The organism is Enterobacter sp. 237C8 (genome assembly GCF_034106865.1).
GTDB lineage: Bacteria > Pseudomonadota > Gammaproteobacteria > Enterobacterales > Enterobacteriaceae > Enterobacter > Enterobacter asburiae_B.
Genome location: NZ_JAWNDF010000004.1, coordinates 171,805 through 198,070 on the forward strand (window position 1 = coordinate 171,805; position 26,266 = coordinate 198,070).

General features: G+C 56.0%; 22 protein-coding genes, 1 pseudogene and 1 other annotated feature (1 of these 24 cut by a window edge). Of the genes and pseudogenes, 4 read left to right on the plus strand and 19 right to left on the minus strand.

Going from position 1 to position 26,266, the window contains the following annotated elements; genetic code table 11:
* Position 1: 1 nt before the first annotated feature.
* From carA to USF70_RS14280, 8 genes and pseudogenes are all read right to left on the minus strand, one after another.
* Positions 2–1,150 carry a glutamine-hydrolyzing carbamoyl-phosphate synthase small subunit gene (carA, locus tag USF70_RS14245; RefSeq protein WP_320735724.1) on the minus strand — a complete coding sequence of 383 codons (1,149 nt, stop codon included), beginning with the start codon at positions 1,148–1,150 and terminating at the stop codon, positions 2–4.
* 453 nt (positions 1,151–1,603) lie between these two features.
* On the minus strand, positions 1,604–2,425 hold the full coding sequence (gene dapB, locus USF70_RS14250; protein ID WP_320735725.1) for a 4-hydroxy-tetrahydrodipicolinate reductase: 822 nt from the start codon (positions 2,423–2,425) through the stop codon (positions 1,604–1,606).
* A gap of 205 nt (positions 2,426–2,630) precedes the next feature.
* Positions 2,631–3,581 carry a 4-hydroxy-3-methylbut-2-enyl diphosphate reductase gene (gene ispH, locus USF70_RS14255; RefSeq protein WP_198886607.1) on the minus strand — a complete coding sequence of 317 codons (951 nt, stop codon included), beginning with the start codon at positions 3,579–3,581 and terminating at the stop codon, positions 2,631–2,633.
* A 1-nt stretch (position 3,582) separates the two neighbouring features.
* Positions 3,583–4,032 (minus strand): FKBP-type peptidyl-prolyl cis-trans isomerase, encoded by a 450-nt coding sequence (gene fkpB / locus USF70_RS14260; RefSeq protein ID WP_003856450.1) that lies wholly within the window; start codon positions 4,030–4,032, stop codon positions 3,583–3,585.
* A gap of 52 nt (positions 4,033–4,084) precedes the next feature.
* Complete coding sequence (lspA, locus tag USF70_RS14265) at positions 4,085–4,585, minus strand: signal peptidase II (RefSeq protein ID WP_033144602.1); 501 nt, start codon at positions 4,583–4,585, stop codon at positions 4,085–4,087.
* On the minus strand, positions 4,585–7,401 hold the full coding sequence (gene ileS / locus USF70_RS14270) for an isoleucine--tRNA ligase (protein ID WP_063439487.1): 2,817 nt from the start codon (positions 7,399–7,401) through the stop codon (positions 4,585–4,587). The genes lspA and ileS overlap by 1 nt, the downstream gene beginning before the upstream one ends.
* Positions 7,402–7,446: 45 nt before the next feature.
* Positions 7,447–8,373, minus strand: coding sequence for a bifunctional riboflavin kinase/FAD synthetase (gene ribF, locus USF70_RS14275; RefSeq protein ID WP_023310350.1), 927 nt, complete (start codon positions 8,371–8,373; stop codon positions 7,447–7,449).
* 7 nt (positions 8,374–8,380) lie between these two features.
* Positions 8,381–8,599: pseudogene (locus USF70_RS14280) on the minus strand (DUF2575 domain-containing protein).
* A 101-nt stretch (positions 8,600–8,700) separates the two neighbouring features.
* Here USF70_RS14280 and rpsT point away from each other — a divergent pair.
* Positions 8,701–8,964, plus strand: a complete 264-nt coding sequence (gene rpsT, locus USF70_RS14285; RefSeq protein WP_003856458.1) for a 30S ribosomal protein S20 — start codon at positions 8,701–8,703, stop codon at positions 8,962–8,964.
* A 57-nt stretch (positions 8,965–9,021) separates the two neighbouring features.
* Here the strand turns inward: rpsT and nhaR are convergent, their stop codons facing one another.
* The 4 genes from nhaR to dnaK all read right to left on the minus strand — a co-directional run bounded on the left by nhaR (position 9,022) and on the right by dnaK (position 14,474).
* Positions 9,022–9,921: a transcriptional activator NhaR gene (gene nhaR, locus USF70_RS14290; RefSeq protein ID WP_032660752.1), complete on the minus strand. Its 900-nt coding sequence runs from the start codon at positions 9,919–9,921 to the stop codon at positions 9,022–9,024.
* 58 nt (positions 9,922–9,979) lie between these two features.
* A complete protein-coding gene (gene nhaA / locus USF70_RS14295) occupies positions 9,980–11,155 on the minus strand; it encodes a Na+/H+ antiporter NhaA (protein ID WP_039260856.1) in 1,176 nt (391 codons plus the stop codon).
* 172 nt (positions 11,156–11,327) lie between these two features.
* On the minus strand, positions 11,328–12,473 hold the full coding sequence (dnaJ, locus tag USF70_RS14300; protein ID WP_023310347.1) for a molecular chaperone DnaJ: 1,146 nt from the start codon (positions 12,471–12,473) through the stop codon (positions 11,328–11,330).
* A gap of 87 nt (positions 12,474–12,560) precedes the next feature.
* On the minus strand, positions 12,561–14,474 hold the full coding sequence (gene dnaK, locus USF70_RS14305) for a molecular chaperone DnaK (protein WP_023310346.1): 1,914 nt from the start codon (positions 14,472–14,474) through the stop codon (positions 12,561–12,563).
* Positions 14,475–14,770: 296 nt separating this feature from the next.
* Here dnaK and satP point away from each other — a divergent pair, with 296 nt between their 5' ends.
* Positions 14,771–15,337, plus strand: coding sequence for an acetate uptake transporter (gene satP, locus USF70_RS14310; RefSeq protein WP_008502042.1), 567 nt, complete (start codon positions 14,771–14,773; stop codon positions 15,335–15,337).
* Here the strand turns inward: satP and USF70_RS14315 are convergent.
* From USF70_RS14315 to tal, 3 genes are all read right to left on the minus strand, one after another.
* A complete protein-coding gene (locus USF70_RS14315; RefSeq protein WP_033144597.1) occupies positions 15,314–16,636 on the minus strand; it encodes an MFS transporter in 1,323 nt (440 codons plus the stop codon). The two genes, satP and USF70_RS14315, sit on opposite strands and share 24 nt — an antisense overlap.
* A gap of 122 nt (positions 16,637–16,758) precedes the next feature.
* Complete coding sequence (gene mog / locus USF70_RS14320) at positions 16,759–17,346, minus strand: molybdopterin adenylyltransferase (protein ID WP_023310343.1); 588 nt, start codon at positions 17,344–17,346, stop codon at positions 16,759–16,761.
* Positions 17,347–17,456: 110 nt separating this feature from the next.
* Entirely contained in the window at positions 17,457–18,410 is a 954-nt protein-coding gene (tal, locus tag USF70_RS14325; protein WP_023310342.1) for a transaldolase, read from the minus strand.
* A 262-nt stretch (positions 18,411–18,672) separates the two neighbouring features.
* Between tal and USF70_RS14330 the strand changes: the two genes are divergently transcribed.
* Both USF70_RS14330 and yaaA read left to right on the plus strand, forming a co-directional pair.
* Entirely contained in the window at positions 18,673–20,103 is a 1,431-nt protein-coding gene (locus USF70_RS14330) for an alanine/glycine:cation symporter family protein (RefSeq protein ID WP_069303649.1), read from the plus strand.
* Between the two features lie 66 nt (positions 20,104–20,169).
* Positions 20,170–20,943 carry a peroxide stress protein YaaA gene (gene yaaA, locus USF70_RS14335; protein WP_039260860.1) on the plus strand — a complete coding sequence of 258 codons (774 nt, stop codon included), beginning with the start codon at positions 20,170–20,172 and terminating at the stop codon, positions 20,941–20,943.
* A gap of 32 nt (positions 20,944–20,975) precedes the next feature.
* Here yaaA and USF70_RS14340 read toward each other — a convergent pair whose 3' ends face one another.
* The 4 genes from USF70_RS14340 to thrA all read right to left on the minus strand — a co-directional run bounded on the left by USF70_RS14340 (position 20,976) and on the right by thrA (position 26,218).
* Positions 20,976–21,278 carry a DUF2502 domain-containing protein gene (locus USF70_RS14340; RefSeq protein ID WP_182071487.1) on the minus strand — a complete coding sequence of 101 codons (303 nt, stop codon included), beginning with the start codon at positions 21,276–21,278 and terminating at the stop codon, positions 20,976–20,978.
* A 256-nt stretch (positions 21,279–21,534) separates the two neighbouring features.
* Positions 21,535–22,821 (minus strand): threonine synthase, encoded by a 1,287-nt coding sequence (gene thrC, locus USF70_RS14345; protein WP_039260864.1) that lies wholly within the window; start codon positions 22,819–22,821, stop codon positions 21,535–21,537.
* A 3-nt stretch (positions 22,822–22,824) separates the two neighbouring features.
* Positions 22,825–23,754 carry a homoserine kinase gene (thrB, locus tag USF70_RS14350; protein ID WP_032660770.1) on the minus strand — a complete coding sequence of 310 codons (930 nt, stop codon included), beginning with the start codon at positions 23,752–23,754 and terminating at the stop codon, positions 22,825–22,827.
* 1 nt (position 23,755) lies between these two features.
* A complete protein-coding gene (gene thrA / locus USF70_RS14355) occupies positions 23,756–26,218 on the minus strand; it encodes a bifunctional aspartate kinase/homoserine dehydrogenase I (protein WP_069303648.1) in 2,463 nt (820 codons plus the stop codon).
* Between the two features lie 24 nt (positions 26,219–26,242).
* Positions 26,243–26,266, minus strand: a sequence feature (Thr leader region) (it continues 94 nt past the right edge of the window).

Below are 26,266 nucleotides of genomic sequence, written 5' to 3' on the forward strand. Positions count from 1 at the left end.
ATTATTTAGCGGTCTTACGGTATTGCTCGATAAGTTCGATGAAGTGATCGAACAGCGGCGCGGCGTCGTGTGGGCCCGGGCTGGCTTCCGGGTGACCCTGGAAGCTGAATGCTGGTTTATCGGTGCGATGAATCCCCTGCAGAGTGCCATCGAACAGCGACTTATGGGTCACGCGCAGGTTAGCCGGCATCGAGGCTTCATCGACGGCAAATCCGTGGTTCTGCGCGGTGATCATCACCGTGTTGTTATCGATGTCTTTCACCGGGTGGTTACCACCGTGGTGGCCGAACTTCATCTTAACGGTCTTCGCACCGCTCGCCAGCGCCAGCAGCTGATGGCCGAGGCAGATGCCGAATACCGGGATGTCGGTTTCCAGGAAGGACTTGATGGCGGCGATGGCGTAATCGCACGGCGCCGGGTCGCCAGGGCCGTTGGACAGGAAAATACCGTCCGGATTCATCTTCAGCACGTCTTCGGCAGACGTTTGTGCCGGAACCACCGTCAGGCGGCAGCCGCGGTCAACCAGCATGCGCAGGATGTTGCGCTTGGCGCCGAAATCGTAGGCCACCACGTGGAACGGCAGCTCGCTCTCTTTTTTCGCTTCAGGCAGGTCGCCTTCCAGCGTCCAGCTACCCTGAGTCCAGCTGTAGGCTTCAGCGGTCGTCACTTCTTTCGCCAGGTCCATGCCGTTCAGGCCCGGGAAGGCTTTCGCTTTTTCCAGCGCCAGCGTCGCATCGAGGTTATCACCCGCGATGATGCAGCCGTTCTGTGCACCCTTCTCGCGCAGCAGACGCGTTAACTTACGGGTATCGATATCGGCAATCGCCACGATGTTATGGCGCTTCAGGTAAGAAGAGAGGTCTTCGGTATTGCGGAAGTTGCTGGCAATCAGCGGCAGGTCGCGGATGACCAGGCCTTGCGCATGTACCTGAGAAGATTCTTCGTCAGCCGCATTGGTGCCGACATTGCCGATATGAGGATAAGTAAGAGTAACGATTTGGCGAGAATAGGAAGGATCAGTGAGGATTTCTTGATAACCGGTCATTGAAGTATTGAAAACGACTTCCCCAACCGCCGAACCCGTTGCCCCTATGGCCCGACCGATAAACTGGGTTCCGTCTTCCAGAACCAATAGCGCTGACTTAATCAAAACACCCTCCAGAGAATATTCACTCACTTTATTTGCATATTAATTCATAGCATGTCATGGATCAATGCAAATGTGTTGCCAGCGGATTTTTGGCAAACGGCGGCATTCTGGGGATTTGGTGGGTAAAAGTCAACTTAAAACGGATATTTTGTTTACTCTTTTGCAAGTCTGGCGAGTGGATTGCGGCTTAAGCGACAAAAAGATCAGGTAAATCACTGCGGAAAACGCTTGCGCGCCTGGTTTAATGAAAAATGAGATGGTGCAGCACTATAAAGTAGACCAGATGGTCAAAATTTACATTTCAGTAACGTTAAAACGCCACAAGAGATAGATATTTAGAGACTTAAACAAAAATACGCCATAAAACAGATAAAATAAAAGGGCAATAAAATATTGCCCTATGCAATCAAACAATTACGACTGCAATAACCACATCACGATGGGTAATAATGCTTACAAATTGTTGAGATCGAGCACATCTCGCATATCAAAAAGGCCGTTTTTCTTGATTTTCAGCCACAAAGCAGAGCGTACGGCGCCGTTGGCGAACGTCATTCGGCTGGAGGCTTTATGCGTAATTTCGACGCGTTCGCCAATATCGGCGAACATCGCCGTGTGTTCGCCGACGATGTCACCCGCTCGCACGGTTGCGAAGCCAATGGTGCCAGGAACGCGTTCGCCGGTGTAACCTTCACGGGTATAGACCGCGCAGTCTTTTAAATCTTTATCAAGTGCATGAGCAATCGCTTCGCCCATCGCCAGCGCCGTACCCGATGGCGCATCAACTTTGTAACGGTGGTGAGCTTCTACGATCTCGATATCGGTATAGTTGCCCATCACCTTCGCGGCCTTCTCCAGCAGCTTCAGCATGACGTTAACGCCCACGCTGAAGTTTGCGGCGAAGACAATCGCAATCTCTTTTGATGCATCCTGGATAGCCTGCTTGCCCGCATCGTCAAAACCGGTGGTGCCGATCACCATCCCCTTGCCGTGCTGACGACAAAACGCCAGATGCGCGAGCGTCCCTTCCGGGCGGGTAAAATCGATGAATACATCGAAGTCCTCTTTTACCGCTTCCAGGCTGCTTTGCACGGTAACGCCCGTGTGGCCTGCGCCTGCCAGCTCACCGGCATCGGTCCCCAGAAGTGAAGAGCCTTCACGCTCCAGAGCCGCGCCAAGCGCGACGCCATCCATCTGAAGTGCCGCCTGAATAAGCTGACGGCCCATACGTCCACCCGCGCCCGCAATGGCGACACGGATCTGTGCATCATGCATAGTTATTCTCTTACGTTAAAATGATGTAAACCGTTTTCAGATTAACCAGCCTTGAGAAGCACTGCCAACTGAAAACACCGATAATTAGAATTTAACGTGAAACCGACTTAAATATCAGTAAAAGACATGATTTTGTCGTCACGATAAAGTAACGGGTAAAAAAAAGGCCAGCACAGGAGGTGCTGGCCTTTCATCAGAAAAAGGACTATTCGACTTCGCGGGCGTCGATGCGCAGTTCTTTCGGGACTTCGAAAACGATGTTCTCTTCACGTCCTTCCAGCGGCACCGCTTCGCCACCGCCCAGTTCCTGCAGACGGGAAATGACGTTCTGTACCAGAATATCTGGCGCAGACGCCCCGGCCGTCACGCCGACACAGGCCGCATGCTTAACCCACGCTTCCTGAATATCTGACGCGTCATCAATCAGAAACGCCGCTTTCCCCATACGCTGCGCCAGTTCGGCCAGACGGTTGGAGTTTGACGAGTTTTTGGAGCCGACTACCAGCACCACATCCGCCTGTTCAGCCAGTGCGCGCACCGCTTCCTGACGGTTAGTGGTCGCGTAGCAGATATCATCCTTACGCGGGCCAACGATTTTCGGGAAGCGCTGACGCAGCGCGTCAATCACGTCTGAAGTATCGTCTACGGAGAGCGTCGTCTGGGTCATAAACGACAGACGGGCTTCATTTTTCACGTTCAGCGTAAAGACATCTTCAGGCGACTCAACCAGATACATCCCCCCTTCCGGGTTACTGTACTGGCCCATGGTGCCTTCGACTTCCGGATGACCGGCATGGCCAATCAGAATCGACTCTTCACCACGGCGGCTGGCGCGCGCCACTTCCATATGCACTTTTGTCACTAGCGGGCAGGTGGCATCGAATACGGTCAGATCGCGGCTTTTCGCTTCGTTACGTACCGCCTGAGAGACGCCGTGCGCGGAGAAGATCAGGATCGCACCGTCCGGCACTTCGCTGATTTGTTCAATGAAGATGGCGCCGCGCTCGCGCAGGCTGTCGACCACGTAGCGGTTGTGCACCACTTCGTGACGCACATAAATCGGCGCGCCGTAAATCTCCAGCGCGTTTTCAACAATGCTGATAGCGCGGTCTACACCGGCGCAGAAGCCGCGCGGGTTAGCCAACAGGATCTGCATTTCAGGCCTCCAGTGCAGGATCGATTTCCAGCACTTCAACATCAAAATGAACGGTACGCCCGGCAAGCGGATGGTTGAAGTCAACGGTAATAGAGTCGCCGTTGATTTCGCGGATCACGCCAGGCATTTCGCTGCCGTCCATAGCGGTAAAGAGCATAATCGCTCCGATCTCCGGTTCACCCGCGTCCATAAACTCGCGGCGCGAGAAATACTGGATCAGGTCCGGACTCGGCACGCCAAACGCGGCATCCGGCTCCAGCGAAAAGGCTTTTTTCTCACCCTCTTTCAGGCCCAGAAGCTGCTGCTCAAGACCTTCAGACAGGGAGGTATCGCCAAGACGAAACAGGGCCGGTTTGCCGTTATTGCGGGTGGATTCGGCCGTGGAGCCGTCATCCAGCTTCAGCGTGAAGTGAACGAGAACCGCGCTGTTGCTCTGTACGGATTTAGACATGCAAATTGCTCGCTTGTTTTGCCCGGTAGCATTACGCCACCGGGCGAGTGTGTTACGCCTGCTCTTTCGCGGCCGGTTTAGGCAAGAAGCCTTCCAGCACGATTAACGCCGCGCCGATACAAATTGCCGTATCGGCAAGGTTAAAGGTCGCGAAGTGCCAGTCGCCGACGTAGAAGTCGATCATATCAACCACAAAGCCGTGCCACAGGCGGTCAAACAGGTTGCCCAGCGCGCCGCCAATGATCAGCGCGTAGGCAATGTTATTCAGCTTTTGCGTGGCCTTCGAGCGGTACATCAGCACCGCGAGGATCACGCAGATACCGAGAGCGATACCCGCAAAGAACCAGCGCTGCCAGCCACCGCTGTCGGCAAGGAAACTAAACGCTGCGCCGTAGTTACGCGCGTAGTGCAGGTTAAGCGACGGGAACAGCGGAACCGTCTCCCCCAGAGCAAAATTCTGGAGGATCAGGAACTTGCTGCCCAGATCGATAATCAGCACCACCACAACCAGCCACAGCCAGCGCAGTCCTGTTGAACAGAGAGTTTTACTCATCAGGCAAACTTACGTTTTTCGCCGTCACCGGCGACGTTGCTTACACAGCGTCCGCAGATGTCTGCGTGTTCCGCCACCTGGCCAACATCGGTGGTGTAATGCCAGCAACGCGGGCATTTCTCACCGTCGGCTTTGCTCAGCGCGACTTTCAGTCCTTTGAGCAGCTCGCTCTGCTGAGCATCAGCAGAAGCATCGGCATAATCCGCAACTTTCGCACCGGAGGTCAACAGGACAAATCGTAATTCATCGCCCAGCGCCGTCAGCTTCGCCGCCAGCTCCGGTTCGGCATACAGCGTAACTGCCGCTTCCAGAGAGCCGCCGACTTTCTTGTCCGCGCGCGCCTGCTCGATAACCTTGTTCACTTCGCCACGCACTTTGAGCAGCTCGTCCCAGAAGGCATCGTTCATCGCTTCGGTGCTGGAGAGATCGAACAGACCTTCGTACCACTCGCCCGTGAACACATACTTCTCACGGTCGCCCGGCAGGTAGCCCCAGATTTCATCCGCGGTGAAGGACATGATCGGCGCCATCCAGCGCACCAGCGCTTCTGCGATGTGGAACAGCGCGGTCTGGCAGCTACGACGCGCCACGCTGTCCGCTTTCGCGGTGTACTGGCGGTCTTTGATGATGTCGAGGTAGAACGAGCCCATCTCGATGGAGCAGAAGCGCATCAGGCGCTGCACCACTTCGTGGAAGTCGTAAGACTCATAGGCTTTCAGAATATCTTCCTGCGCCGCTTTCGCGCAGCCTACCGCCCAGCGGTCCAGCACCACCATCTCTTCCGGTTTCACCATGTCTTTTGCCGGATCGAACCCGTTCAGGTTCGCCAGCAGGAAGCGCGCGGTGTTACGGATACGACGATAGCTGTCGGCAGCACGCTTCAGGATCTCGTCAGACACCGCCATTTCGCCGGTGTAATCGGTAGAGGCTACCCACAGACGCAGAATGTCTGCGCCCAGCTTGTTCATCACATCCTGCGGAGAAACGGTGTTACCGATAGATTTGGACATCTTACGGCCCTGACCATCCACGGTGAAGCCGTGAGTCAGTACCTGACGGTAAGGCGCTTTACCCTTCATGGCGGTGGAGATCATCAGAGATGACATGAACCAGCCGCGGTGTTGGTCAGACCCTTCCAGATACATATCGGCAGCGTGACCGGCAAATTCCGGACGCACGTCAACCACGGAGGAGTGGGTAGACCCGGAGTCGAACCACACGTCCAGGGTATCCGGCACTTTCTCGTAGTTGTCTGCGTCAGCGCCCAGGATGTCGCGGGAGTCGAGATCCCACCACGCCTGAATGCCGTCAACTTCGACGCGCTTCGCCACTTCTTCCATCAGTTCCAGGGTGTTCGGGTGCAGCTCCTGCGTCTCTTTATGTACGAACAGAGACATCGGCACTCCCCAGGTACGCTGACGGGAGATACACCAGTCAGGACGGTTAGCCACCATGGATTCGATACGCGCCTGGCCCCAGTCAGGGATCCACTGCACGCCTTTGATCTCTTTCAGAGACTGCTCGCGCAGGCCTTTCTGATCCATGCTGACGAACCACTGCGGGGTCGCACGGAAGATGATCGGGGTTTTGTGACGCCAGCAGCACGGATAGCTGTGCTGCATTTTTTCAACGTGCAGCAGCGCGCCGCTGGTGCGCAGCATGTCGACGATGATGTCGTTCGCCTTGAAGACGTTGATACCGTCTAGCGCCGGATAGGTGCCTGGCAGGTAAGATCCGTCCGGGCCAACCGGGTTAGCGATTTCCAGACCGTACTTCAGGCTGATGTTGTAGTCGTCAGGACCATGGCCACCGGCGGTATGCACCGCACCGGTACCCGCTTCCAGCGTCACGTGGTCGCCCAGGATCGCCGGAACGTCGAAGTCCAGGAACGGGTGTTTGAAGCGCATCAGCTCCAGCGCGTCGCCTTTCACGGTGCCCAGCACGGTGTAGTCGGTGATATGCGCGCGCTTCAGCACGCTCTCAACCAGATCTTTCGCCAGGATAACCGCCTGACCGTCAATCTGAACCAGCGCGTATTCGAACTCACCGGACAGGGAGATCGCACGGTTCGCCGGCAGGGTCCACGGGGTGGTGGTCCAGATCACCAGAGAGATCGGGCCGTTTACCGAGGAGACGCCAAATTTAGCCTTCACCGCATCCTGATCGACAGCGTTGAACGCCACGTCGATAGACGGAGAGGTTTTGTCGTAATATTCAACTTCCGCTTCTGCCAGCGCAGAGCGGCAGTCCACGCACCAGTGCACCGGCTTAGCGCCTTTGTGCAGGTGGCCGTTACCGATGATTTTACCCAGCGCACGGATGATGTTGGCTTCAGTTTTGAAATCCATGGTCAGGTATGGGTGCGACCAGTCGCCCAGCACGCCCAGACGGATGAAGTCAGCGCGCTGACCGTCAACCTGCGTGGCTGCGTATTCGCGGCACTTCGCACGGAACTCGGCGGCGGTGAACTTCTCACCCGGTTTGCCAAACTCTTGCTCCACTTTCAGCTCGATTGGCAGACCGTGGCAGTCCCAGCCCGGAACGTAAGGCGAGTCATATCCCGTGAGGCCTTTGGACTTCACGATAATGTCTTTCAGAATCTTGTTAACCGAGTGACCAATATGAATGCTGCCATTCGCATATGGAGGGCCATCATGCAGAATGAAGGTTTTTTTGCCTTTTTTGGCTGCACGAATGATGCCGTACAGGTCATCATCGGTCCAACGCGCCAGCATTCCCGGTTCGCGCTTGGCGAGATCGCCGCGCATCGGGAACCCTGTTTCCGGCAAATTCAGGGTTGATTTATAGTCACTCATCAGATTCTCGGTTCCGTATTTATCACGTAGGCAGTTAAGCCGGGTTCAAAGCCCAAAAAACTCGCGGGCCGTCAATTCATCTCGCGCAATTTGCGCTTTTAGTTCATCCAGCGAACCAAATCGCTGCTCGTTGCGTATTTTTTTACGCAGTATCACATCTATATGGCGACCATAGAGGTCCATTACAACGTCCAGCAGGTGCACTTCTAACTGTTGACGCACACCGGCGACGGTCGGACGCGTGCCAATGTTGGCGACGCCGTAGAACGGCTTATCGCCCAGTCCTGCCACTTCCACCGCATACACCCCTTTAACCGGGGAAACCTGACGACGCAGCGGTATATTCGCCGTCGGGAAGCCTATCGTGCGGCCCAGCGCATCGCCATGGACCACGCGGCCAGAGATGGTGAACGGATGCCCCAGCAGGGTTTCTGCCGTGTCCAGGTCATCATTAGCCAGCGCCTGACGCACCGCCGTGCTGCTGACGCGCACGCCGCCTTCGCAGAAGGTCATCGCGCTGGTGACGTCAAATCCATACTCCAGACCAGCCTTCTGTAATAGCAAGAAATCGCCCTGACGACCAGCGCCAAAGCGGAAATCATCACCCACGGCGAGAAACTGTACGCCAAGACGCTTAACCAGCAGGTCGCTGACGAAATTTTGTGCTGTCAGCGCGGCAAAGCGACGATCGAAACGTAAACACAATACATAGTCCACGCCGGACTCCGCCAGATAGCGCAATTTCTCGCGCAGGCGAGTGAGTCGGGCGGGAGATTTATCGCCCGCAAACAATTCCAGCGGCTGCGGCTCGAAAATCATCACTACAACGGGCAGGCCACGGGCCTCCCCTTCTTTCCGCAATCCCTGCAACAGCGCCTGATGACCACGATGCACGCCGTCGAAATTACCAATAGTCAGCACGCACCCGTGTGGCGCGCTGCTGAGATTATGTATGCCGCGTATCAGCTTCATGTCTGGCTCAAAACAGTGAAAATCGCCAAAGTATACCTTGTACAGCGGTTAAGGTTAACCGGCGATTGTTCGCGCAAAACAGAAAGCCGTAATGATTTCATCAGGCTGACCTTTCGCAGCGAAAAAATCTGCTCGTGAACTGCGATTTTTATGCCGAAAGGCTGTATTCAGGGAAGACAAGCTGGTAGAATCCTGCGCCATCACTACGTAACGTAGCGTCGCTAATTAACGGCGCTTATTTGCACAAATCCATTGACAAAAGAAGGCAAAGAGGGCATATTCCTCGGCCTTTGAATTGTCCACATAGAACATATTTGGGAGTTGGACTTGGCTAATATCAAATCAGCTAAGAAACGTGCCGTTCAGTCTGAAAAGGCTCGTAAGCACAACGCAAGCCGTCGCTCTATGATGCGTACTTTCATCAAGAAAGTATACGCAGCAATCGAAGCAGGCGACAAAGCTGCAGCGCAGAACGCATTTAACGAAATGCAACCAATCGTGGATCGTCAGGCTGCTAAAGGTCTGATCCACAAAAACAAAGCAGCGCGTCATAAAGCAAACCTGACCGCGCAGATCAACAAACTGGCTTAATCGCTACTTGTTGTTGCTTGTTTAAAGAACCCGCTTAACGCGGGTTTTTTTATGCCTTCAGATTGCCGGTGGCGTAAACAGCGCCGAGTAGTCACGGTTGCAGATTCGCTGCACCGCCGGGTGCTGAATCATTCTTTCGGCAAATATGGCGTGGTACTCCTCCATCACGTTATCCACTCTGCCTATCTCCGTAATCTTGTCGTCTGAATAGAGATCGTGCGCGTACAGCGTCGGCGCAACGAAGATCGCATTATGCGCTTCGCCAAAGGCTTTCATCAGCGCCGCATCGTCGAACTCACCGAGGATTTCTACCTTAAGCCCCTGCGAATTAAACCAGTTCAGCAGCTTGCGTCCGAGCATTGAGCGTCGCCCAGGCACCAGCAGGCGACGCTCTTCCAGGCAGGCCGGGAAGGGTTTCTCCGGCGGCGGGTTGATACACCAGAAGCTCACGCCACATTCGCCAATCTTCACCGAGAACAGCCCTTCCTGCTGGGTGGAGTCAATCGGGCAGTCCGAGATAATCATATCCAGCTTGTGCTGGCTCAGCTGTTCCAGCAGCATCTCGTGGGTGGATTCAAAGCAGCGCAGGTGAATTTGCTCGTCTTCAACTACCGCCGCATCCAGCACGCCGCTCACCAGCCGCTTGGACAGCGCATCCGCCACGCCAACGTCAAAGAGCAGGTTCGACTCTTTGCGGTAGTTGACGATATCCAGCATCTCCTGGCTCAGGGTGAACATTTTGTCCGCATAGCGGAACACCAGTTCACCCAGTTCGCTGGGTTCAATCCCACGCCCCTTACGCTTGAACAGCTTCCCCTGCAGACGCTCTTCCAGGGCCTTGATTTGCCCGGTGATGGTTTGCGGCGTCAGGTAGAGCGCCTCTGCCGCCCCCACCACCGAGCCCTGTTTATAGACGTGCCAGAAGTAGTACAGATGGTTGTAATTTAAATGAGACATCGCGTCTTCTCTCCCTGAGTGTGTATCGGGAGAAGGATCGCCTCCTCCCGGTGTTCCGTTATGCCTGGACGGCCTGTCCGGACAACTTCACCTTCAACAAGGTATAACCGATTACCGCGGCCAGTAATGACCCGATGAGAATGCCGAGTTTAGCCCAGACGATAAGCTCAGGCGCATGCGTACCAAACGCCAGTGTCGAAATAAAGATCGACATCGTAAACCCGATTCCACACAGCACGCCGACGGCCATAATTTGCGAAAACGTGGTGCCATGCGGCAATGACGCCAGCTTCAGCTTCGTCGCCAGCCAGCAGAAGAGGCTAATGCCCAGCGGCTTACCGATAAACAGCCCGGCAATAATGCCCAGCGGCAGCACGGACGTCAGCCCGTCCAGCGTCACGCCGCCGAGGGAAACGCCCGCGTTGGCAAACGCAAACAGCGGCAGGATCATAAAGGCAACCCAAGGGTGCAGCACATGCTCCAGCTGTTTGGCAGGCGACTTGCCGTCCTGCGGTTTAAGCGGCACGAAGAAGCCCACAATCACGCCTGCCAGCGTGGCGTGCACGCCGGATTTCAGTACCGCCGTCCACAGCACCATCCCCACCAGGATATAGATACCGATGCGGCGAACATTGAAGATATTCAGCAGCGCCAGCACCGCAATCGCCCCGGCGGCGACGCTCAGGGACAGGATCGACAGATCGCTGGTGTAGAACAGCGCGATAATCACAATGGCGCCCAGGTCATCGATGATCGCCAGCGCCATCAGGAAGATTTTCAGGGCTACCGGCACGCGGCTACCGAGCAAGGCTAAGACACCGAGCGCAAAGGCGATATCCGTCGCGGCCGGGATCGCCCAGCCGTCACGCGCAACAGGATCCTGCCAGGTGAACGCCAGGAAGAGCAACGCCGGAACAACCATTCCGCCGATGGCTGCTATCACAGGAAACGCCGCGCGCTGGCGGCTGGCAAGCGAGCCCAGAACCAGCTCACGCTTAACCTCAAGACCCACCAGCAGGAAGAACACCGCCATTAGCGCATCGTTGATCCACAGCAGCATGTTCTTGTTAATTTCCAGCGCCCCGACCTTTAGCTCAACGGGCGTTTCCAGAAATGCATGGTAGAGATCCTGCGTGATGCCAAGGTTAGCCAGCACCATCGCGGCCGCTGCGGCAATAATCAGGATCACGCCACCGGACGCCTCACTGCTAAAGAAACGGTGTAGTAATTTCATTTACGTTCTCTCTTTTACAACAATACCTCGATAAAACCATAATACCAAGCCAAATAGCTCGGCAAAAACAGATTAATGTTGAGTATAGACTCAGTTTAACCGAGCTATAAGCGCAAATAAAAAAGCCCGGAATCGCTTCCGGGCTTTGAGAAGATGAAAACCAGCTAACGAATTAGCGAGTCAAATCATCGAAGAATTTTTTGACGCCATCGAAGAAGCTTTTGGAACGCGGGCTGTTTTTCTCGCCCGTCGGGCCGCCAAAGCTTTCCTGCAGCTCTTTCAGCAGCTGTTTCTGCTTGTCGTTCAGGCCAACCGGCGTTTCGACGACGACGCGGCACAGAAGATCGCCCTGCGCGCCACCGCGAACGGATTTAACGCCTTTTCCGCGCATGCGGAACAGCTTGCCGGTCTGGGTTTCCCCAGGCACTTTCAGGTTCACGCGACCGTCCAGCGTTGGCACTTCGATTTCGCCACCGAGTGCCGCCATCGCGAAGTTGATCGGCACTTCGCAGTACAGGTTATTACCTTCACGCTCGAAGATGGCGTGCTGTTTCACCTGCACCTGAACGTACAGATCGCCTGCCGGTGCGCCGTGCTCGCCTGCTTCGCCCTCACCTGCCAGACGGATGCGGTCGCCCGTATCGACGCCAGCCGGGATCTTAACGGACAGAGTTTTGGTTTTCTCAACGCGACCGTGCCCGTGGCATTTGGTGCATGGATCTTTAATCAGCGTGCCGCGACCATGACAGTGAGGACAGGCCTGCTGTACCGCGAAGAAGCCCTGACGCATCTGTACCTGACCAGAGCCGTGACAGGTTGGACAGGTCTGAGGCTGTGTGCCCGCTTTCGCGCCGCTGCCGTGGCAAACGTCACACTCTTCCAGCGTCGGGATACGGATCTCTTTGGTTACGCCGCGAACGGCCTCTTCCAGCGTCAGCTCCATGTTGTAGCGCAGGTCCGCGCCGCGCGCCGCGCGCTGACGACCACGGCCGCCGCCGAAGATGTCGCCAAATACATCGCCAAAGATATCGCTGAAGTCAGCGCCGCCACCAAAGCCGCCGCCGCCGAATCCACCGCCGCCCATGCCGCCCTGTTCAAAGGCTGCGTGACCGTACTGGTCATAGGCCGCACGTTTTTGTGCATCGGTCAGGACTTCGTAGGCTTCTTTGATCTCTTTAAATTTGGCTTCAGCCTCTTTGTCACCCTGGTTACGGTCCGGGTGGAATTTCATGGCCAGGCGCTTGTACGCCTTTTTGATTTCACGCTCTTCCGCAGTTTTCGGAACGCCTAAAATCTCGTAATAGTCTTGCTTTGCCATTGGTTTTTTTAAGCCCCTTAACATGCGAGCACGGGCGTGGAGAGTTCTCCTACGCCCGTGCCGATTAATTACCCTGCATCAGGGCGATTATTTTTTATCTTTAACTTCTTCGAACTCAGCGTCGACAACGTCGTCGTCTTTCGCGTTGTTCGCCGAAGCGTCAGCGCCCGCCTGCTGTTGAGCGTGCTGCTGCTGAGCGATTTCCATCAGCTTCTGAGAAGCCTGCGCCAGTTCCTGCATCTTCGCTTCGATGTCCGCTTTGTCTTCACCTTTCAGTGAGGATTCCAGCGCGCTCAGTGCAGCTTCGATAGCAGTCTTGTCTTCCGCTGGCAGTTTATCGCCTGCTTCTTCAACCTGCTTACGGGTGCTGTGCAGCAGATGGTCACCCTGGTTACGGGTCTGAACCAGCTCTTCGAACTTACGGTCGGATTCCGCGTTAGCTTCGGCATCGCGAACCATTTTTTCGATTTCCGCTTCGTTCAGGCCAGAAGATGCCTTGATGGTGATCTTCTGCTCTTTACCGCTGTTTTTGTCTTTCGCAGACACGTGCAGGATACCGTCAGCATCGATGTCGAAGGTCACTTCGATCTGCGGCATGCCGCGCGGTGCCGGGTTAATACCGTCCAGGTTGAACTGACCCAGAGATTTGTTATCCGCCGCACGCTTACGCTCACCCTGAATCACATGAATGGTTACCGCAGACTGGTTGTCTTCAGCGGTAGAGAACACCTGGCTGTGTTTCGTTGGGATGGTGGTGTTTTTGTTGATGAGCGCAGTCATCACACCGCCCATGGTTTCGATACCCAGAGACAGCGGGGTAACGTCCAGCAGCAGTACGTCTTTAACTTCACCGGTCAGTACGCCACCCTGAACCGCAGCACCGATTGCGACCGCTTCGTCCGGGTTAACGTCTTTACGTGGCTCTTTACCAAAGAACTCAGCCACTTTCTTCTGAACCATTGGCATACGGGTCTGACCACCGACCAGGATAACGTCCTGGATATCGGATACGGACAGGCCAGCGTCCTGCAGAGCAACTTTCAGCGGCTCGATTGAACGGTTCACCAGGTCTTCTACCAGGCTTTCCAGTTTCGCACGGGTCACTTTGATGTTCATGTGTTTAGGACCGGTCGCGTCTGCAGTGATGTACGGCAGGTTCACGTCGGTCTGCTGAGCGGAAGAAAGTTCGATCTTCGCTTTCTCAGCGGCTTCTTTCAGGCGCTGCATGGCCAGCGGGTCGTTACGCAGGTCAATGCCCTGATCTTTCTTGAACTCGTCAACGAGGTAGTTGATCAGACGGGTATCGAAGTCTTCACCGCCCAGGTGGGTATCACCGTTGGTTGCCAGAACTTCGAAGGTTTTTTCGCCATCAACTTCGTCGATTTCGATAATAGAGATATCGAAAGTACCACCACCCAGGTCGTAAACCGCGATAGTACGGTTGCCAACTTCTTTATCCAGACCGTAAGCCAGTGCAGCAGCGGTTGGTTCGTTGATGATACGTTTTACTTCCAGACCTGCGATACGGCCAGCATCTTTGGTTGCCTGACGCTGAGCATCGTTGAAGTAGGCAGGTACGGTGATAACAGCTTCAGTTACCGGCTCACCCAGGTAATCTTCAGCGGTTTTCTTCATTTTTTTCAGCACTTCAGCAGAAATCTGCGGTGGTGCAGTTTTGGTGCCTTTCACATCAAGCCATGCATCGCCGTTATCTGCCGCGATGATTTTGTAAGGCATGATGGAAACGTCACGCTGAACTTCTTCGTCCTGGAAGCGGCGGCCGATCAGGCGTTTAATCGCAAACAGGGTGTTTTGCGGGTTTGTCACTGCCTGACGTTTAGCCGGCTGACCAACCAGAGTTTCACCATCCTGGGTATAAGCAATGATAGAAGGCGTGGTGCGATCGCCCTCGGCGTTCTCCAGCACGCGTGCAGTAGTGCCATCCATAATCGCTACACAAGAGTTGGTAGTACCCAGGTCGATACCAATAATTTTACCCATCTAAACGTCTCCACTAAAAATTCAGTCAACATGTGGTTGTGTACCTGTAATAAGGGCAGAACGTGCTTTTTCAACTGCCCAGATTTGATTTTTTTCAGGTCCACACACTGCGGTTGACTACAAGATGGGGTCGCGACGGCATCCATCAAGGGGCAAGCATAAAAAAAATTTTAATTTCACCCTGATGAGATCATAGACGCCACCGATTGCGCCCATTATGATGCCGCGCCCAGTCAGGGAGAACTGACGCGGGTTTAACCATTTCACCATATTAATGATGATTTTTTTGAGGACTTATGGGCAACACTAAGTTGGCTAATCCGGCTCCGCTGGGCCTGATGGGTTTTGGCATGACCACTATCCTGCTGAACCTGCACAATATCGGGATGTTCCCGATGGATGGCATCATCCTGGCGATGGGCATTTTTTACGGCGGTATCGCGCAAATCTTCGCGGGCCTGCTGGAATATAAGAAAGGCAATACCTTCGGCTTAACCGCCTTCACCTCTTACGGTTCTTTCTGGCTGACCCTGGTTGCCATTCTGCTGCTGCCTAAAATGGGCATGGCAGACGCGGCAAACGCCCACTTCCTGGGCGTTTACCTGGGCCTGTGGGGCGTCTTCACCCTGTTCATGTTCTTCGGTACCCTGAAAGGTAACCGCATGCTGCAGTTCGTTTTCCTGAGCCTGACCGTGCTGTTCGCCCTGCTGGCGATCGGTCACCTGGTGGATAACGAAGGCATCGTTCATGTTGCAGGCTGGATTGGTCTGGTTTGCGGCGCAAGCGCTATCTACCTCGCAATGGGTGAAGTGCTGAACGAGCAGTTTGACCGCACGGTTCTACCGATTGGTGAAAAACACTGATCCCTCTGTCGTGTCCGCTTCGCGGGCACGACATCCCCTCATCTGCCCCAGCCAAATTCCTAATACCAGCCCCATCAGCGAGAGCGCGAGCACATACCAGGCTGGCGCCATCGGCGAAACACCCATCAGTACCGTCACCGCAATCGGCGTCAGCCCGCCGAAAATGGCATACGACACGTTGTAGGAAAATGAGATCCCGGTGAAGCGTACCTCCGGCGGGAAAGCTCGCACCATGACGTAAGGCACAGCACCCACTACGCCCACGCACAGCCCCACCACGCCGTACAGCAGGAACAGCTGTTCAGGATGGCTGCCTGCCAGATGGTAAAACGCCCAGCTTGATGCGGCCAGTAACAGGCTGCCGACGATAAAGGTAACGCTGGCGCCGAAACGATCTGCCGCCAGCCCGGCGGCCAGACAGCCAAAGCAGAGCATGATTGTCGCGATACTGTTCGCCTGTAACGTCACGGCAGGGGCGAAATCGTACTGCTTTTGCAGCCACACCGGGGACATCAATATCACCACCACAATGCCCGCCGAAAGCAGCCAGGTGAGCAACATCGACACCACCACCGCTTTTTTATGACGTACCACGACCGCCTTCACCGGCAGCTCCTGCGCCAGCGCTTTGCGCTGCTGCATCTCGAGGAAAATCGGCGTCTCCTGCAGCCAGCGGCGCAGGTACATCGCGACCAGACCAAACGCCCCGCCCAGCAGGAACGGAATACGCCAGCCCCAGTCGTGCACGGCCTGCTGCGTCATGCTGGTGTTTACAATTGTCGCGACGACGGAACCGAGCAAAATCCCTACCGTTAAGCCCGCGGTTAAGGTTCCACAGGCGATTCCAATGCGGCGCGCCGGAACATGCTCCGCGACAAACACCCACGCGCCCGGCACTTCACCGCCAATCGCCGCGCCCTGAAGAACGCGCATCAGCAACAGCAGCAACGGAGCGAGAATGCCCATCGAGGCATAGGTGGGCAGCAGACCAATAGCCAGCGTCGGCACGGCCATCAGCAGGATGCTAAGGGTAAACATCTTCTTGCGCCCGACCAGATCGCCAAAGTGGGCCATGATAATGCCGCCCAGCGGACGCGCCAGATACCCGGCGGCAAAAATGCCGAAGGTTTGCACCTGACGCAGCCAATCCGGGATATCCGCCGGGAAGAAGAGTTCTCCCACCACGGCGGCGAAGAAGACGAAGATGATAAAGTCGTAAAACTCCAGCGCACCGCCTAAGGCCGCGAGCGTGAGAGTTTTGTAGTCCTGTCGATTCAGAGGTCGTGTGTTATGTGACATAGCGAACCATTTTGCGTTTGTTGTGGAATTATTTTTACAGCAATCGTAAAGAAAAAATTACTATACCGTAAAAGCTTTACCACGCTATCGCCGCTTCAGCTAATGTCACATATTGGTTAATTTCAGGAGATTGTTTCGCGACGTGCGTTTTTCGGGCGAAAAGCTGCTACCACTTTCTCATCGGTTTCCACATACGGACCGTCAAGCAACTGTATACAATACGGTACACTTGCAAAGATGCCGTGAACGAGGACGCTGCCATCTTCTGCTTTCAGCCCTTCCAGCGTCTCTTTGATCGACTTCGGCTGGCCCGGCAGGTTCAGAATCAATGCCTGTTTGCGGATTACGCCCACCTGACGGGAGAGAATGGCCGTCGGGACAAAGTGTAGACTTATCTGGCGCATCTGCTCGCCAAAGCCCGGCATTTCACGATCGGCAATCGCCAGCGTTGCGTCCGGCGTCACGTCGCGGCGCGCGGGGCCGGTTCCGCCCGTCGTCAGAACAAGGTGGCAGCTCATCTCATCCACCAGCTCGCAGAGCGTCTGCTCGATGATCGGCTGTTCGTCAGGGATCAGGCGGGTCTGAATGTCAAAGGGGGTGGTCAGCGCGCTGCCAAGCCACTCTTCCAGAGCGGGGATGCCTTTATCCTGGTAAACGCCGCTGGAGGCGCGGTCAGAAATCGACACTAGGCCGATGCGTAAGGTATTCATATCCATTCCATTCAAAAAGTACTGATTAAAGGGAATGATACACGCAGAGAGGAGATTCAGACAGGGTACGAAAGAAGTCGCGTGACCGGGAGCCCGGTCACGCAGAATGATTACAGCAGGTCGCCGATCATTTTTTCCAGTTTGCCCTGGTCAACAGCAAACTTACGGATACCGTCCGCCAGCTTATCTACAGCCATTGGATCCTGGTTGTGCTGCCACAGGAACTCGGATTCAGTGATGCGCTCTGGGCGTGCTTTCACTTCACCGGTGTAAGACAGCTTACGCTCGATGGTACCTTCGCTTTCTGCCAGCTCTTTCAGCAGCGCAGGGGCGATGGTCAGGCGGTCACAGCCAGCCAGCTCGATGATTTCACCGACGTTACGGAAGCTTGCGCCCATAACCACAGTCTCATAGCCGTGCTGTTTGTAGTATTCGTAGATTTCAGTAACAGAAACCACGCCTGGATCTTCAGCCGGCGCGTACTCTTTCTTATCGGTGTTGGCTTTGTACCAGTCCAGAATACGGCCCACGAACGGAGAAATCAGGTATACGCCTGCTTCTGCACATGCACGCGCCTGCGCGAAGGAGAACAGCAGGGTCAGGTTACAGTTGATACCGTCTTTTTCCAGCTGCTCTGCCGCGCGGATACCCTGCCAGGTAGAAGCCAGTTTGATCAGGATACGGTCGTTGCTGATGCCAGCGTCGTTGTACATTTTGATCAGGCGTTTCGCTTTGGCGATAGACGCTTCGGTGTCGTAGGAGAGACGTGCATCCACTTCGGTAGAGATACGGCCAGGAACCAGCTTCAGGATTTCCAGACCGATGTTCACTGCCAGTTTGTCGGTGGCATCCACAACCTGCTGCGCGCGGTCGTTGCTCTGTGCTTTCGCCCAGGTCACTGCGTCGTCAATCAGTTTGCGATACTCAGGGATCTGTGCGGCGTTAAGGATCAGAGAAGGGTTAGTTGTGGCATCCTGCGGCTGGTACAGCTTCATTGCCGCGATATCTCCGGTGTCAGCTACGACAGTGGTGAACTGACGAAGGGAGGTCAATTTATCCGTCATGATAGTGTTTCTCTTTTAACGTGCCCTGGATAATTCACGCTACCGACAGCATGTCTGCAGCGGAAAAATGACAGGTTTACTTGTTAGGGGGATGTAACCGGTCTGCCCTGATGATAACACGACGGAGGGGTAGCGCAACCGCAGACAGTGCGCTTAGGCAGAGTATGGTAAACTCGGAAGATTAACAGGCTGCTAAGCAACAGCATGCCCAATCAGTGGTAGCGCTTACATATTCACTTTGGCATCAACAAGAGGGACGTTAATGCCTGATTTCTTTTTCTTTATTAACGAAGTCCTGTGGGGTTCGATAATGATTTACCTGCTTCTGGGAGCAGGTATTTGGTTTACGCTACGCAGTGGGTTTATCCAGTTTCGTTATATTCGCAAGTTTGGCAGAAGTCTGAAAAACAGCGTTACGCCCCAGCCGGGCGGATTAACGTCGTTCCAGGCACTCTGTACCAGCCTGGCGGCACGCCTCGGCAGCGGGAATCTGGCGGGCGTTGCGCTGGCCATCAGCGCCGGCGGGCCAGGCGCGGTCTTCTGGATGTGGGTGACGGCGCTACTCGGAATGGCCACCTCCTTTGCTGAAAGTTCGCTCGCCCAGCTGTATAAAGAGAAAGATAAAAACGGCCAGTTTCGCGGAGGTCCCGCGTGGTACATGGCGCGTGGCTTGGGGATGCGCTGGATGGGCGTTCTGTTCTCGCTTTTTTTACTGCTCGCATACGGTCTTATTTTTAATACCGTCCAGGCAAATTCTGTCGCCAATGCCCTGCGCTATGCCTTCTCCTGCCCGGAGTGGGTCGCCGGTATTGCTTTAGCCCTCGTCGTTCTGCTCACCATTTCTGCCGGTCTCAGGGGCGTTGCCCGCCTGATGCAGTGGCTGGTTCCCGTTATGGCGCTGCTTTGGGTTGTCGCGAGCCTGTTCGTCGCCGCCCTGCATATCGACCAGGTGCCTGGCGTGATTGCGACCATCGTCAAAAGCGCTTTTGGCTGGCGCGAGGTGGCCTCCGGGGCGCTGGGCTATACCTTCAGCCAGGCGCTGATGGCGGGTTTTCAGCGGGGCATGTTCTCCAATGAAGCCGGTATGGGATCAACCCCCAACGCGGCAGCCGCCGCCTCTTCCTGGCCGCCGCACCCGGCCGCACAGGGCATTGTGCAGATGATTGGCGTCTTTACCGATACCATTATCATCTGTTCCGCCAGCGCCATGATTTTGCTGCTGGCAGGCCCCGTCCCGCACTCCTCTGGAACCGCCGGGATACAGCTTCTCCAGCAGGCGCTGGTGAACCTGACCGGCGGCTGGGGTGCAGGTTTTGTCTCGCTCGTCCTGGTACTGTTTGCCTTCAGTTCGATTGTGGTGAATTACCTCTACGCCGAAAATAACCTTATTTTCCTGAAGCTCGACTCCCGTACCGCAATCGGAGCCCTGCGGCTCGCGGTCATTCTGATGATCATCGCTGGCTCCTTCCTCAGTATGCCGCTGGTCTGGCAGCTGGCCGATATCATTATGGCGCTAATGGCGATCACGAACCTCACCGCTATCCTGCTGCTCTCGCCCGTTGTGACCCTGATTGCCAGAGACTATCTGCGTCAGCGCAAACTCGGCGTTCCGCCGGTATTTGATCCCGCCCGCTATCCCGATATTAAGGCGCAGCTTGCCCCCGGCACGTGGGATGATTTGCCGCGGCAATAACAGCTATCGATCAATTCAGGGCGATTTTTTGCTAAAGTCGCTCTAAATTTCCTGCAAGGACTGGATATGCTGATTCTGATTTCACCTGCAAAAACGCTCGACTACCAGAGCCCGCTCGCCACCGAGCGCTATACCCAGCCTGAACTGCTGGACTACTCGCAACAGCTGATCCGCGAAGCGCGTAAGCTCTCTGCGCCGCAAATCGCCTCGCTGATGAGCATCAGCGACAAGCTGGCCGATCTTAACGCGACCCGCTTTCACGAGTGGCACCCGGATTTCACCCCGGCTAACGCTCGCCAGGCGATTCTGGCGTTTAAAGGTGATGTCTATACCGGCCTGCAGGCGGAAGATTTTAGCGAAGCCGATTTCGATTTTGCCCAGCAACATCTGCGCATGCTGTCAGGTCTGTACGGCGTACTGCGCCCGCTGGATCTGATGCAGCCGTATCGTCTGGAGATGGGGATTCGCCTGGAAAATGCCAAAGGCAAAGACCTGTACCATTTCTGGGGCGATATCATTACCGATAAGCTGAACGCGGCGCTGCACGCTCAGGGCGATAACGTGGTGATTAACCTGGCATCCGACGAATACTACAAGTCGGTGAAGCCGAAAAAGCTGGATGCGGAGATTATCAAACCGGTATTCCTCGACGAGAAGAACGGTAAGTTCAAAGTGATCAGCTTCTACGCTAAGAAAGCGCGCGGCCTGATGAGCCGCTACATCATCCAGAACCGCCTGACGAAGCCGGAGCAGTTAACCAAATTTAACAGCGAAGGCTATTTCTTTGACGAAGCATCGTCAGGGAAAGGCGAGCTGGTATTTAAGCGCCACGAGCAGTAAAAACAAACCCCGCCAGCTGGCGGGGTTTTGCATTAATGGTGTTTCCAGTCCGGGCCGCGATCGTCGCGGCGGTCATCGTGGTGATGGTCATCGTGACGAGCGTCGTGTTTACGATGCTCATCATGTGGACGCCAGTGGTTATCACGCCAGTCATAGTGCGCTTTCCACCAGTCGTGGTCGCGCCAGCGGCCGCCGTCCCAGTAATGACCGTTGTTATCCTGGTCGCCAATCTGCAGTTTGACCGCAGGTACGAGGGTAATTTCAGATGCCTGAACCGCCATGGGGGCGGCCAGCACCAGTGAAAGCGCGATGAGTGCAGGTTTCAGTGTAGACACAGGTGTCTCCTTATTCTTCTTGCCCAACGTGGGCCGATGTAAGGAGAGTACGCGAGGGGAACGGGGGATGTTATTCTCTGCAATCCTAAACGCTAAGTGACCGCATTTATTGGGAATTTCTGCTTTTTTCCTGCTTTTTCTCTCCTTAATTTCTCCATAAAAAAGCCGGGTGGTGGCTTCACCTTACCCGGCCTACGATTAGGTCGTCGTGGTCGTTGTAGGCCCGGTAAGGCGTAGCCGCCACCGGGCAACACAATCACGCGCGCGTCATCATCAGCTTACGCAGCGCGGCAAAATCCGCGGGCAGCTCATGTGACAGCAGCGGCAGGTCGGCGCGCTCGGCCAGCTCTTTCGGCAGCGGCAGCGTTTCGCCCAGGATCGCTTCCACGCTCTCTTTGAACTTCGCCGGATGCGCGGTGCCCAGGAACAGGCCATATTCACCCGGGTTAAGCTGGTCGCGCAGCGCGCGGTAGGCAATCGCCGCGTGCGGTTCAGAGGTATACCCCACCGCCTTCAGCTCGCGCATGGTTTCTTTGGTGGTTTCATCCGTCACCGCGGCGTAGCCCAGGTCACCCAGACGCCAGATCTTACGGCGGAACAGCTCTTCCACGCGCGGCCAATTGTTCGGCTGTGACACATCCATTGCGTTGGAGAGCGTCGCCTGCGTGGCGTTCGGCGCCCACTTCCCGTCTTTCAGGAAGCGCGGCACGGTGTCGTTGGCGTTGGTCGCCGCGATAAAGCGTTTGACCGGCAGACCCAGGGATTTCGCCAGCAGGCCCGCCGTCAGGTCACCGAAGTTACCGCTCGGCACGGAGATCACCAGCTGGTTGCGCGCTTCCTGCGGCAGCTGCGCCACCGCTTCGAAGTAGTAGCAGATCTGCGCTAGCAGACGGCTGATGTTGATGGAGTTGGCAGAGTTCAGACCCAGAGCCACCTTCAGCTCTTCGTCGTCGAAAGCCTGCTTGACCAGCGCCTGGCAGGCATCGAAATCGCCGTCAATTGCCACGGTTTCAATGTTGCCGCCGAGCGTACAGAACAGTTTTTCCTGCAGCGGGCTGATTTTGCCTTTCGGATAAAGGATCACCACGCGGACATTTTTCAGGCCGTAGAAGGCATGCGCCACCGCCGCACCGGTATCGCCGGAGGTCGCGGTCAGGATGGTCACCGGTTTGTCGCCGCTGATGTGGGTCAGCATCTGCGCCATAAAGCGGCCGCCGAAGTCTTTAAACGCCAGGGTCGGGCCGTGGAACAGCTCCAGGCAGCCAACGTCAGGCTCAACCTGCTTAACCGGCGCCGGGAAAGCGAACGCCGCACGCACGCGCTCTTCCAGAAGCTCCTGCGGAATTTCGTCGCCGATAAACGCAGACAGAATTTTGGTGCTGCGGGTGACGAAGTCCTGCTTCAGCAGCTCGTCGATCTCGGTCAGCTGGAATTCCGGCAGGTCATGCGGGAAGAACAGCCCCTGATTTTTGCCCAGCCCCTGAGTTACCGCCTGCGCGAAGCTGACCTGCTCGTTATGATCTTTAAGGTTATAGAGTTTCATTAATTATCCCAGTACTCGTGCGCCAGCCGTGTCCAGACGGCAAATATGAACAAAGCCTTCCTGATTTTGCAGGTAGTGTTTAGAGAGCCAGTCCGCCACGCGCTGCGCGGTGTCAGGCTTGTCGCACAGGGCGAATAGCGTCGGGCCGGAGCCGGAGATGCCGCACGCCTGCGCGCCGATATCCATCGATGCCTGTCGCGCCTCGTTAAAGCCGGGCAGCAGCTTTGTGCGGTACGGCTCGGCAATGACGTCCTTCATCAGCTTCGCCGCCAGCTGCGGCTGACGGGTGTAGCAGGCGTGAATAAAGCCCGCCAGATGACGCCCGTGGGCGATACAGTCCTGGCGACGATACTGCGCGGGCAGGATCGCACGCGCTTCCGCGGTAGAGACCTTAATGCCCGGATAGGCCAGCACCCACAGCCACTCATCAAACCCTGGCACCTGCTGGCTGATGATGCCATTTTCTTCGATCATCAGCTGCATGCCGCCGAGGAAGCACGGCGCCACGTTGTCATAGTGAATGCTGCCGGAGATGCGCCCTTCCAGCTCGCCCATCAACCCCAGCAGGCGGTTGTTGTTCAGCGGCTTGCCGCAGTGCTCGTTCATCGCCACCAGCGCGGCGACCACCGAACAAGCGCTGGAACCCAGCCCCGAGCCAATCGGCATACTTTTTTCCAGCGTCATGGCAACCGGCACGTTTTTGCCGATCTCCTGACAGAAGCGTTCCCAGCACTGATAGACGATATTTTCGCGCGGCTCAGACGGCAGTTTGCTGGCGAAGCGGCCCACGTTGTTCAGGCTGAAGCTGTCTGCCGCTTCCACTGTGACCGTATCGCCCAGCAGTGAACCATCCACCGGCGTCACCGCCGCGCCCAGCACGTCAAATCCGACGCTCATATTCGCGCTGGAAGCCGGGGCATAAACTTTGACCATGTTAAACTCCTAACTTCCATGACAGGGTACGCAGCAGATCGGCAAACACACCCGCCGCCGTAACATCGTTCCCTGCGCCATAGCCGCGAAGCACCAGCGGCAATGGCTGATAATAGTGGCTGTAAAACGCGAGGGCGTTTTCGCCGTTTTTAACTTTGTACAGCGGGTCGTTGCCATCCACTTCGGCAATCTTCACCCGGCACACGCCATCTTCTTCAATGTTGCCAACATAGCGCAATACCTTACCTTCATCACGGGCTTTCGCAACGCGCGCGGCAAAAGCATCGTCAAGCTGCGGCAAATTTGCCATGAATGCAGCGACATCACCGCTGCTGTCAAATTCTGCTGGCAGCACGGGTTCAATCACGATATCGGAAAGCTCAAGCTCACGGCCCGTTTCACGTGCCAGAATCAGCAGCTTACGCGCCACGTCCATACCAGAGAGATCGTCACGCGGATCCGGCTCGGTATAGCCCAGCTCGCGCGCGGCGCGGGTCGCTTCCGACAGACTCATGCCTTCATCCAGCTTGCCAAAGATAAACGACAGCGAGCCGGAGAGAATGCCGGAGAAACGCTGCAGTTCGTCGCCCGCGTTCAGCAGGTTCTGCAGGTTCTCGATAACCGGCAGGCCCGCGCCCACGTTGGTGTCGTACAGGAACTTGCGGCGCGACTTGCTCGCCGCCAGACGCAGCTGGTGATAGTAATCCATCGACGAGGTGTTGGCCTTTTTGTTCGGCGTCACCACGTGGAACCCTTCGCGCAGGAAGTCGGCGTACTGGTCGGCCACCGCCTGGTTCGAGGTACAGTCGACAATCACCGGGTTAAGCAGATGATACTCTTTCACCAGACGGATCAGGCGGCCCAGGTTGAACGGCTCTTTCGCCTCGTTCATCTCGGCCTGCCAGTTCTCCAGGTTCAGACCGTGAACATTAGTGAGCAACGCTCTGGAGTTGGCAATCCCGCAGACGCGCAGATCGATATGTTTCTTCTTCAGCCACTCCTGCTGACGCTTCACCTGCTCCAGCAGCGCGCCGCCCACGCCGCCCACGCCAATCAGGAACAGCTCGATGACCTGATCGGTGTTGAACAGCATCTGGTGAACCACGCGTACGCCGGTGGTGGCGTCATCGTTGTCCACAACAACAGAAATTGAACGCTCTGACGAGCCCTGGGCAATCGCCACGATATTGATATTGGCGCGCGCCAGCGCGGCAAAGAACTTCGCGGAAATACCACGCAGCGTGCGCATGCCGTCGCCGACCACGGAGATAATCGCCAGGCGTTCCTGAATGGCGAGCGGCTCCAGCAGCTCTTCTTTGAGTTCCAGATAGAACTCCTCCTCCAGCGCGCGACGGGCGCGCAGGCAGTCAGCCTGCGGCACGCAGAAGCTGATGCTGTATTCGGAAGAAGACTGGGTAATCAGCACCACCGAGATACCGTTGCGGGACATAGCCGCAAAGACGCGCGCCGCCATTCCGACCATCCCTTTCATCCCCGGGCCGGAGACGCTGAACATCGCCATGTTGTTCAGGTTGGAGATGCCTTTGACCGGCAGACCGTCTTCATCGGTACTCGCGCCAATCAGCGTACCCGGCGCCTGCGGGTTACCGGTGTTTTTAATCAGGCAAGGGATCTGGAACTGGGCAATCGGGGAGATGGTACGCGGATGAAGCACTTTGGCGCCGAAGTAGGAAAGCTCCATCGCTTCCTGGTACGACATCGACTTCAGCAGTCTGGCGTCCGGAACCTGGCGCGGGTCACAGGTATAAACGCCGTCGACGTCAGTCCAGATTTCACAACAGTCCGCGCGTAAACAGGCGGCCAGTACGGCGGCGGAGTAGTCGGAGCCGTTACGGCCCAGCACCACCAGCTCGCCCTTCTCGTTACCGGCGGTGAAGCCTGCCATCAGGATCATATGGTCAGAAGGAATTTTGCTTGCGGCGATACGGCGGGTTGATTCGGCAATATCAACGGTGGATTCGAGGTAGTGGCCCACCGCCAGCAGTTTTTCAACCGGGTCGATCACGGTCACGCTATGTCCGCGCGCTTCCAGCACGCCGGCCATGATGGCGATAGAGAGTTTTTCGCCCCGGCAGATCAGCGCCGCGTTGACGCTGTCCGGGCACTGGCCGAGAAGGCTGATGCCGTGCAGGACATGTTTGATTTGCGCGAATTCCTGCTCAACGAAGGACTTCAGCTGAGCGTGTGGGAAGCCTGGCAGCGCCTCTGCCAGCCCTTGCAGCAAGTCAGCGAAGATACGCTCTGCGTCGCTGATGTTCGGGAGTGCATCCTGGCCACCGATGGTTTTTTCAATCATCGCCACCAGATGGTTCGTGATTTTTGCCGGGGCAGAGAGCACGGTAGCAACCTGCCCCTGCCTGGCATTGCTTTCCAGGATATCGGCAACACGCAGAAAACGTTCTGCATTTGCCACTGATGTACCGCCGAACTTCAACACTCGCATGGTTCTACCTCGTTTCCTTTAGCCGAAAAAAAAGCCCGCACTGTTCAG

Excerpts from the sequence above, each read along its gene's own strand:
- dapB (WP_320735725.1), bottom strand. The coding sequence starts at position 2,425 with ATGCATGATGCACAGATCCGTGTCGCCATTGCGGGCGCGGGTGGACGT.
- ispH (WP_198886607.1), bottom strand. The coding sequence starts at position 3,581 with ATGCAGATCCTGTTGGCTAACCCGCGCGGCTTCTGCGCCGGTGTAGAC.
- fkpB (WP_003856450.1), bottom strand. The coding sequence starts at position 4,032 with ATGTCTAAATCCGTACAGAGCAACAGCGCGGTTCTCGTTCACTTCACG.
- lspA (WP_033144602.1), bottom strand. The coding sequence starts at position 4,585 with ATGAGTAAAACTCTCTGTTCAACAGGACTGCGCTGGCTGTGGCTGGTT.
- ileS (WP_063439487.1), bottom strand. The coding sequence starts at position 7,401 with ATGAGTGACTATAAATCAACCCTGAATTTGCCGGAAACAGGGTTCCCG.
- ribF (WP_023310350.1), bottom strand. The coding sequence starts at position 8,373 with ATGAAGCTGATACGCGGCATACATAATCTCAGCAGCGCGCCACACGGG.
- nhaR (WP_032660752.1), bottom strand. The coding sequence starts at position 9,921 with ATGTCTCATTTAAATTACAACCATCTGTACTACTTCTGGCACGTCTAT.
- nhaA (WP_039260856.1), bottom strand. The coding sequence starts at position 11,155 with ATGAAATTACTACACCGTTTCTTTAGCAGTGAGGCGTCCGGTGGCGTG.
- dnaJ (WP_023310347.1), bottom strand. The coding sequence starts at position 12,473 with ATGGCAAAGCAAGACTATTACGAGATTTTAGGCGTTCCGAAAACTGCG.
- dnaK (WP_023310346.1), bottom strand. The coding sequence starts at position 14,474 with ATGGGTAAAATTATTGGTATCGACCTGGGTACTACCAACTCTTGTGTA.
- satP (WP_008502042.1), top strand. The coding sequence starts at position 14,771 with ATGGGCAACACTAAGTTGGCTAATCCGGCTCCGCTGGGCCTGATGGGT.
- USF70_RS14315 (WP_033144597.1), bottom strand. The coding sequence starts at position 16,636 with ATGTCACATAACACACGACCTCTGAATCGACAGGACTACAAAACTCTC.
- mog (WP_023310343.1), bottom strand. The coding sequence starts at position 17,346 with ATGAATACCTTACGCATCGGCCTAGTGTCGATTTCTGACCGCGCCTCC.
- tal (WP_023310342.1), bottom strand. The coding sequence starts at position 18,410 with ATGACGGATAAATTGACCTCCCTTCGTCAGTTCACCACTGTCGTAGCT.
- USF70_RS14330 (WP_069303649.1), top strand. The coding sequence starts at position 18,673 with ATGCCTGATTTCTTTTTCTTTATTAACGAAGTCCTGTGGGGTTCGATA.
- yaaA (WP_039260860.1), top strand. The coding sequence starts at position 20,170 with ATGCTGATTCTGATTTCACCTGCAAAAACGCTCGACTACCAGAGCCCG.
- thrC (WP_039260864.1), bottom strand. The coding sequence starts at position 22,821 with ATGAAACTCTATAACCTTAAAGATCATAACGAGCAGGTCAGCTTCGCG.
- thrB (WP_032660770.1), bottom strand. The coding sequence starts at position 23,754 with ATGGTCAAAGTTTATGCCCCGGCTTCCAGCGCGAATATGAGCGTCGGA.
- thrA (WP_069303648.1), bottom strand. The coding sequence starts at position 26,218 with ATGCGAGTGTTGAAGTTCGGCGGTACATCAGTGGCAAATGCAGAACGT.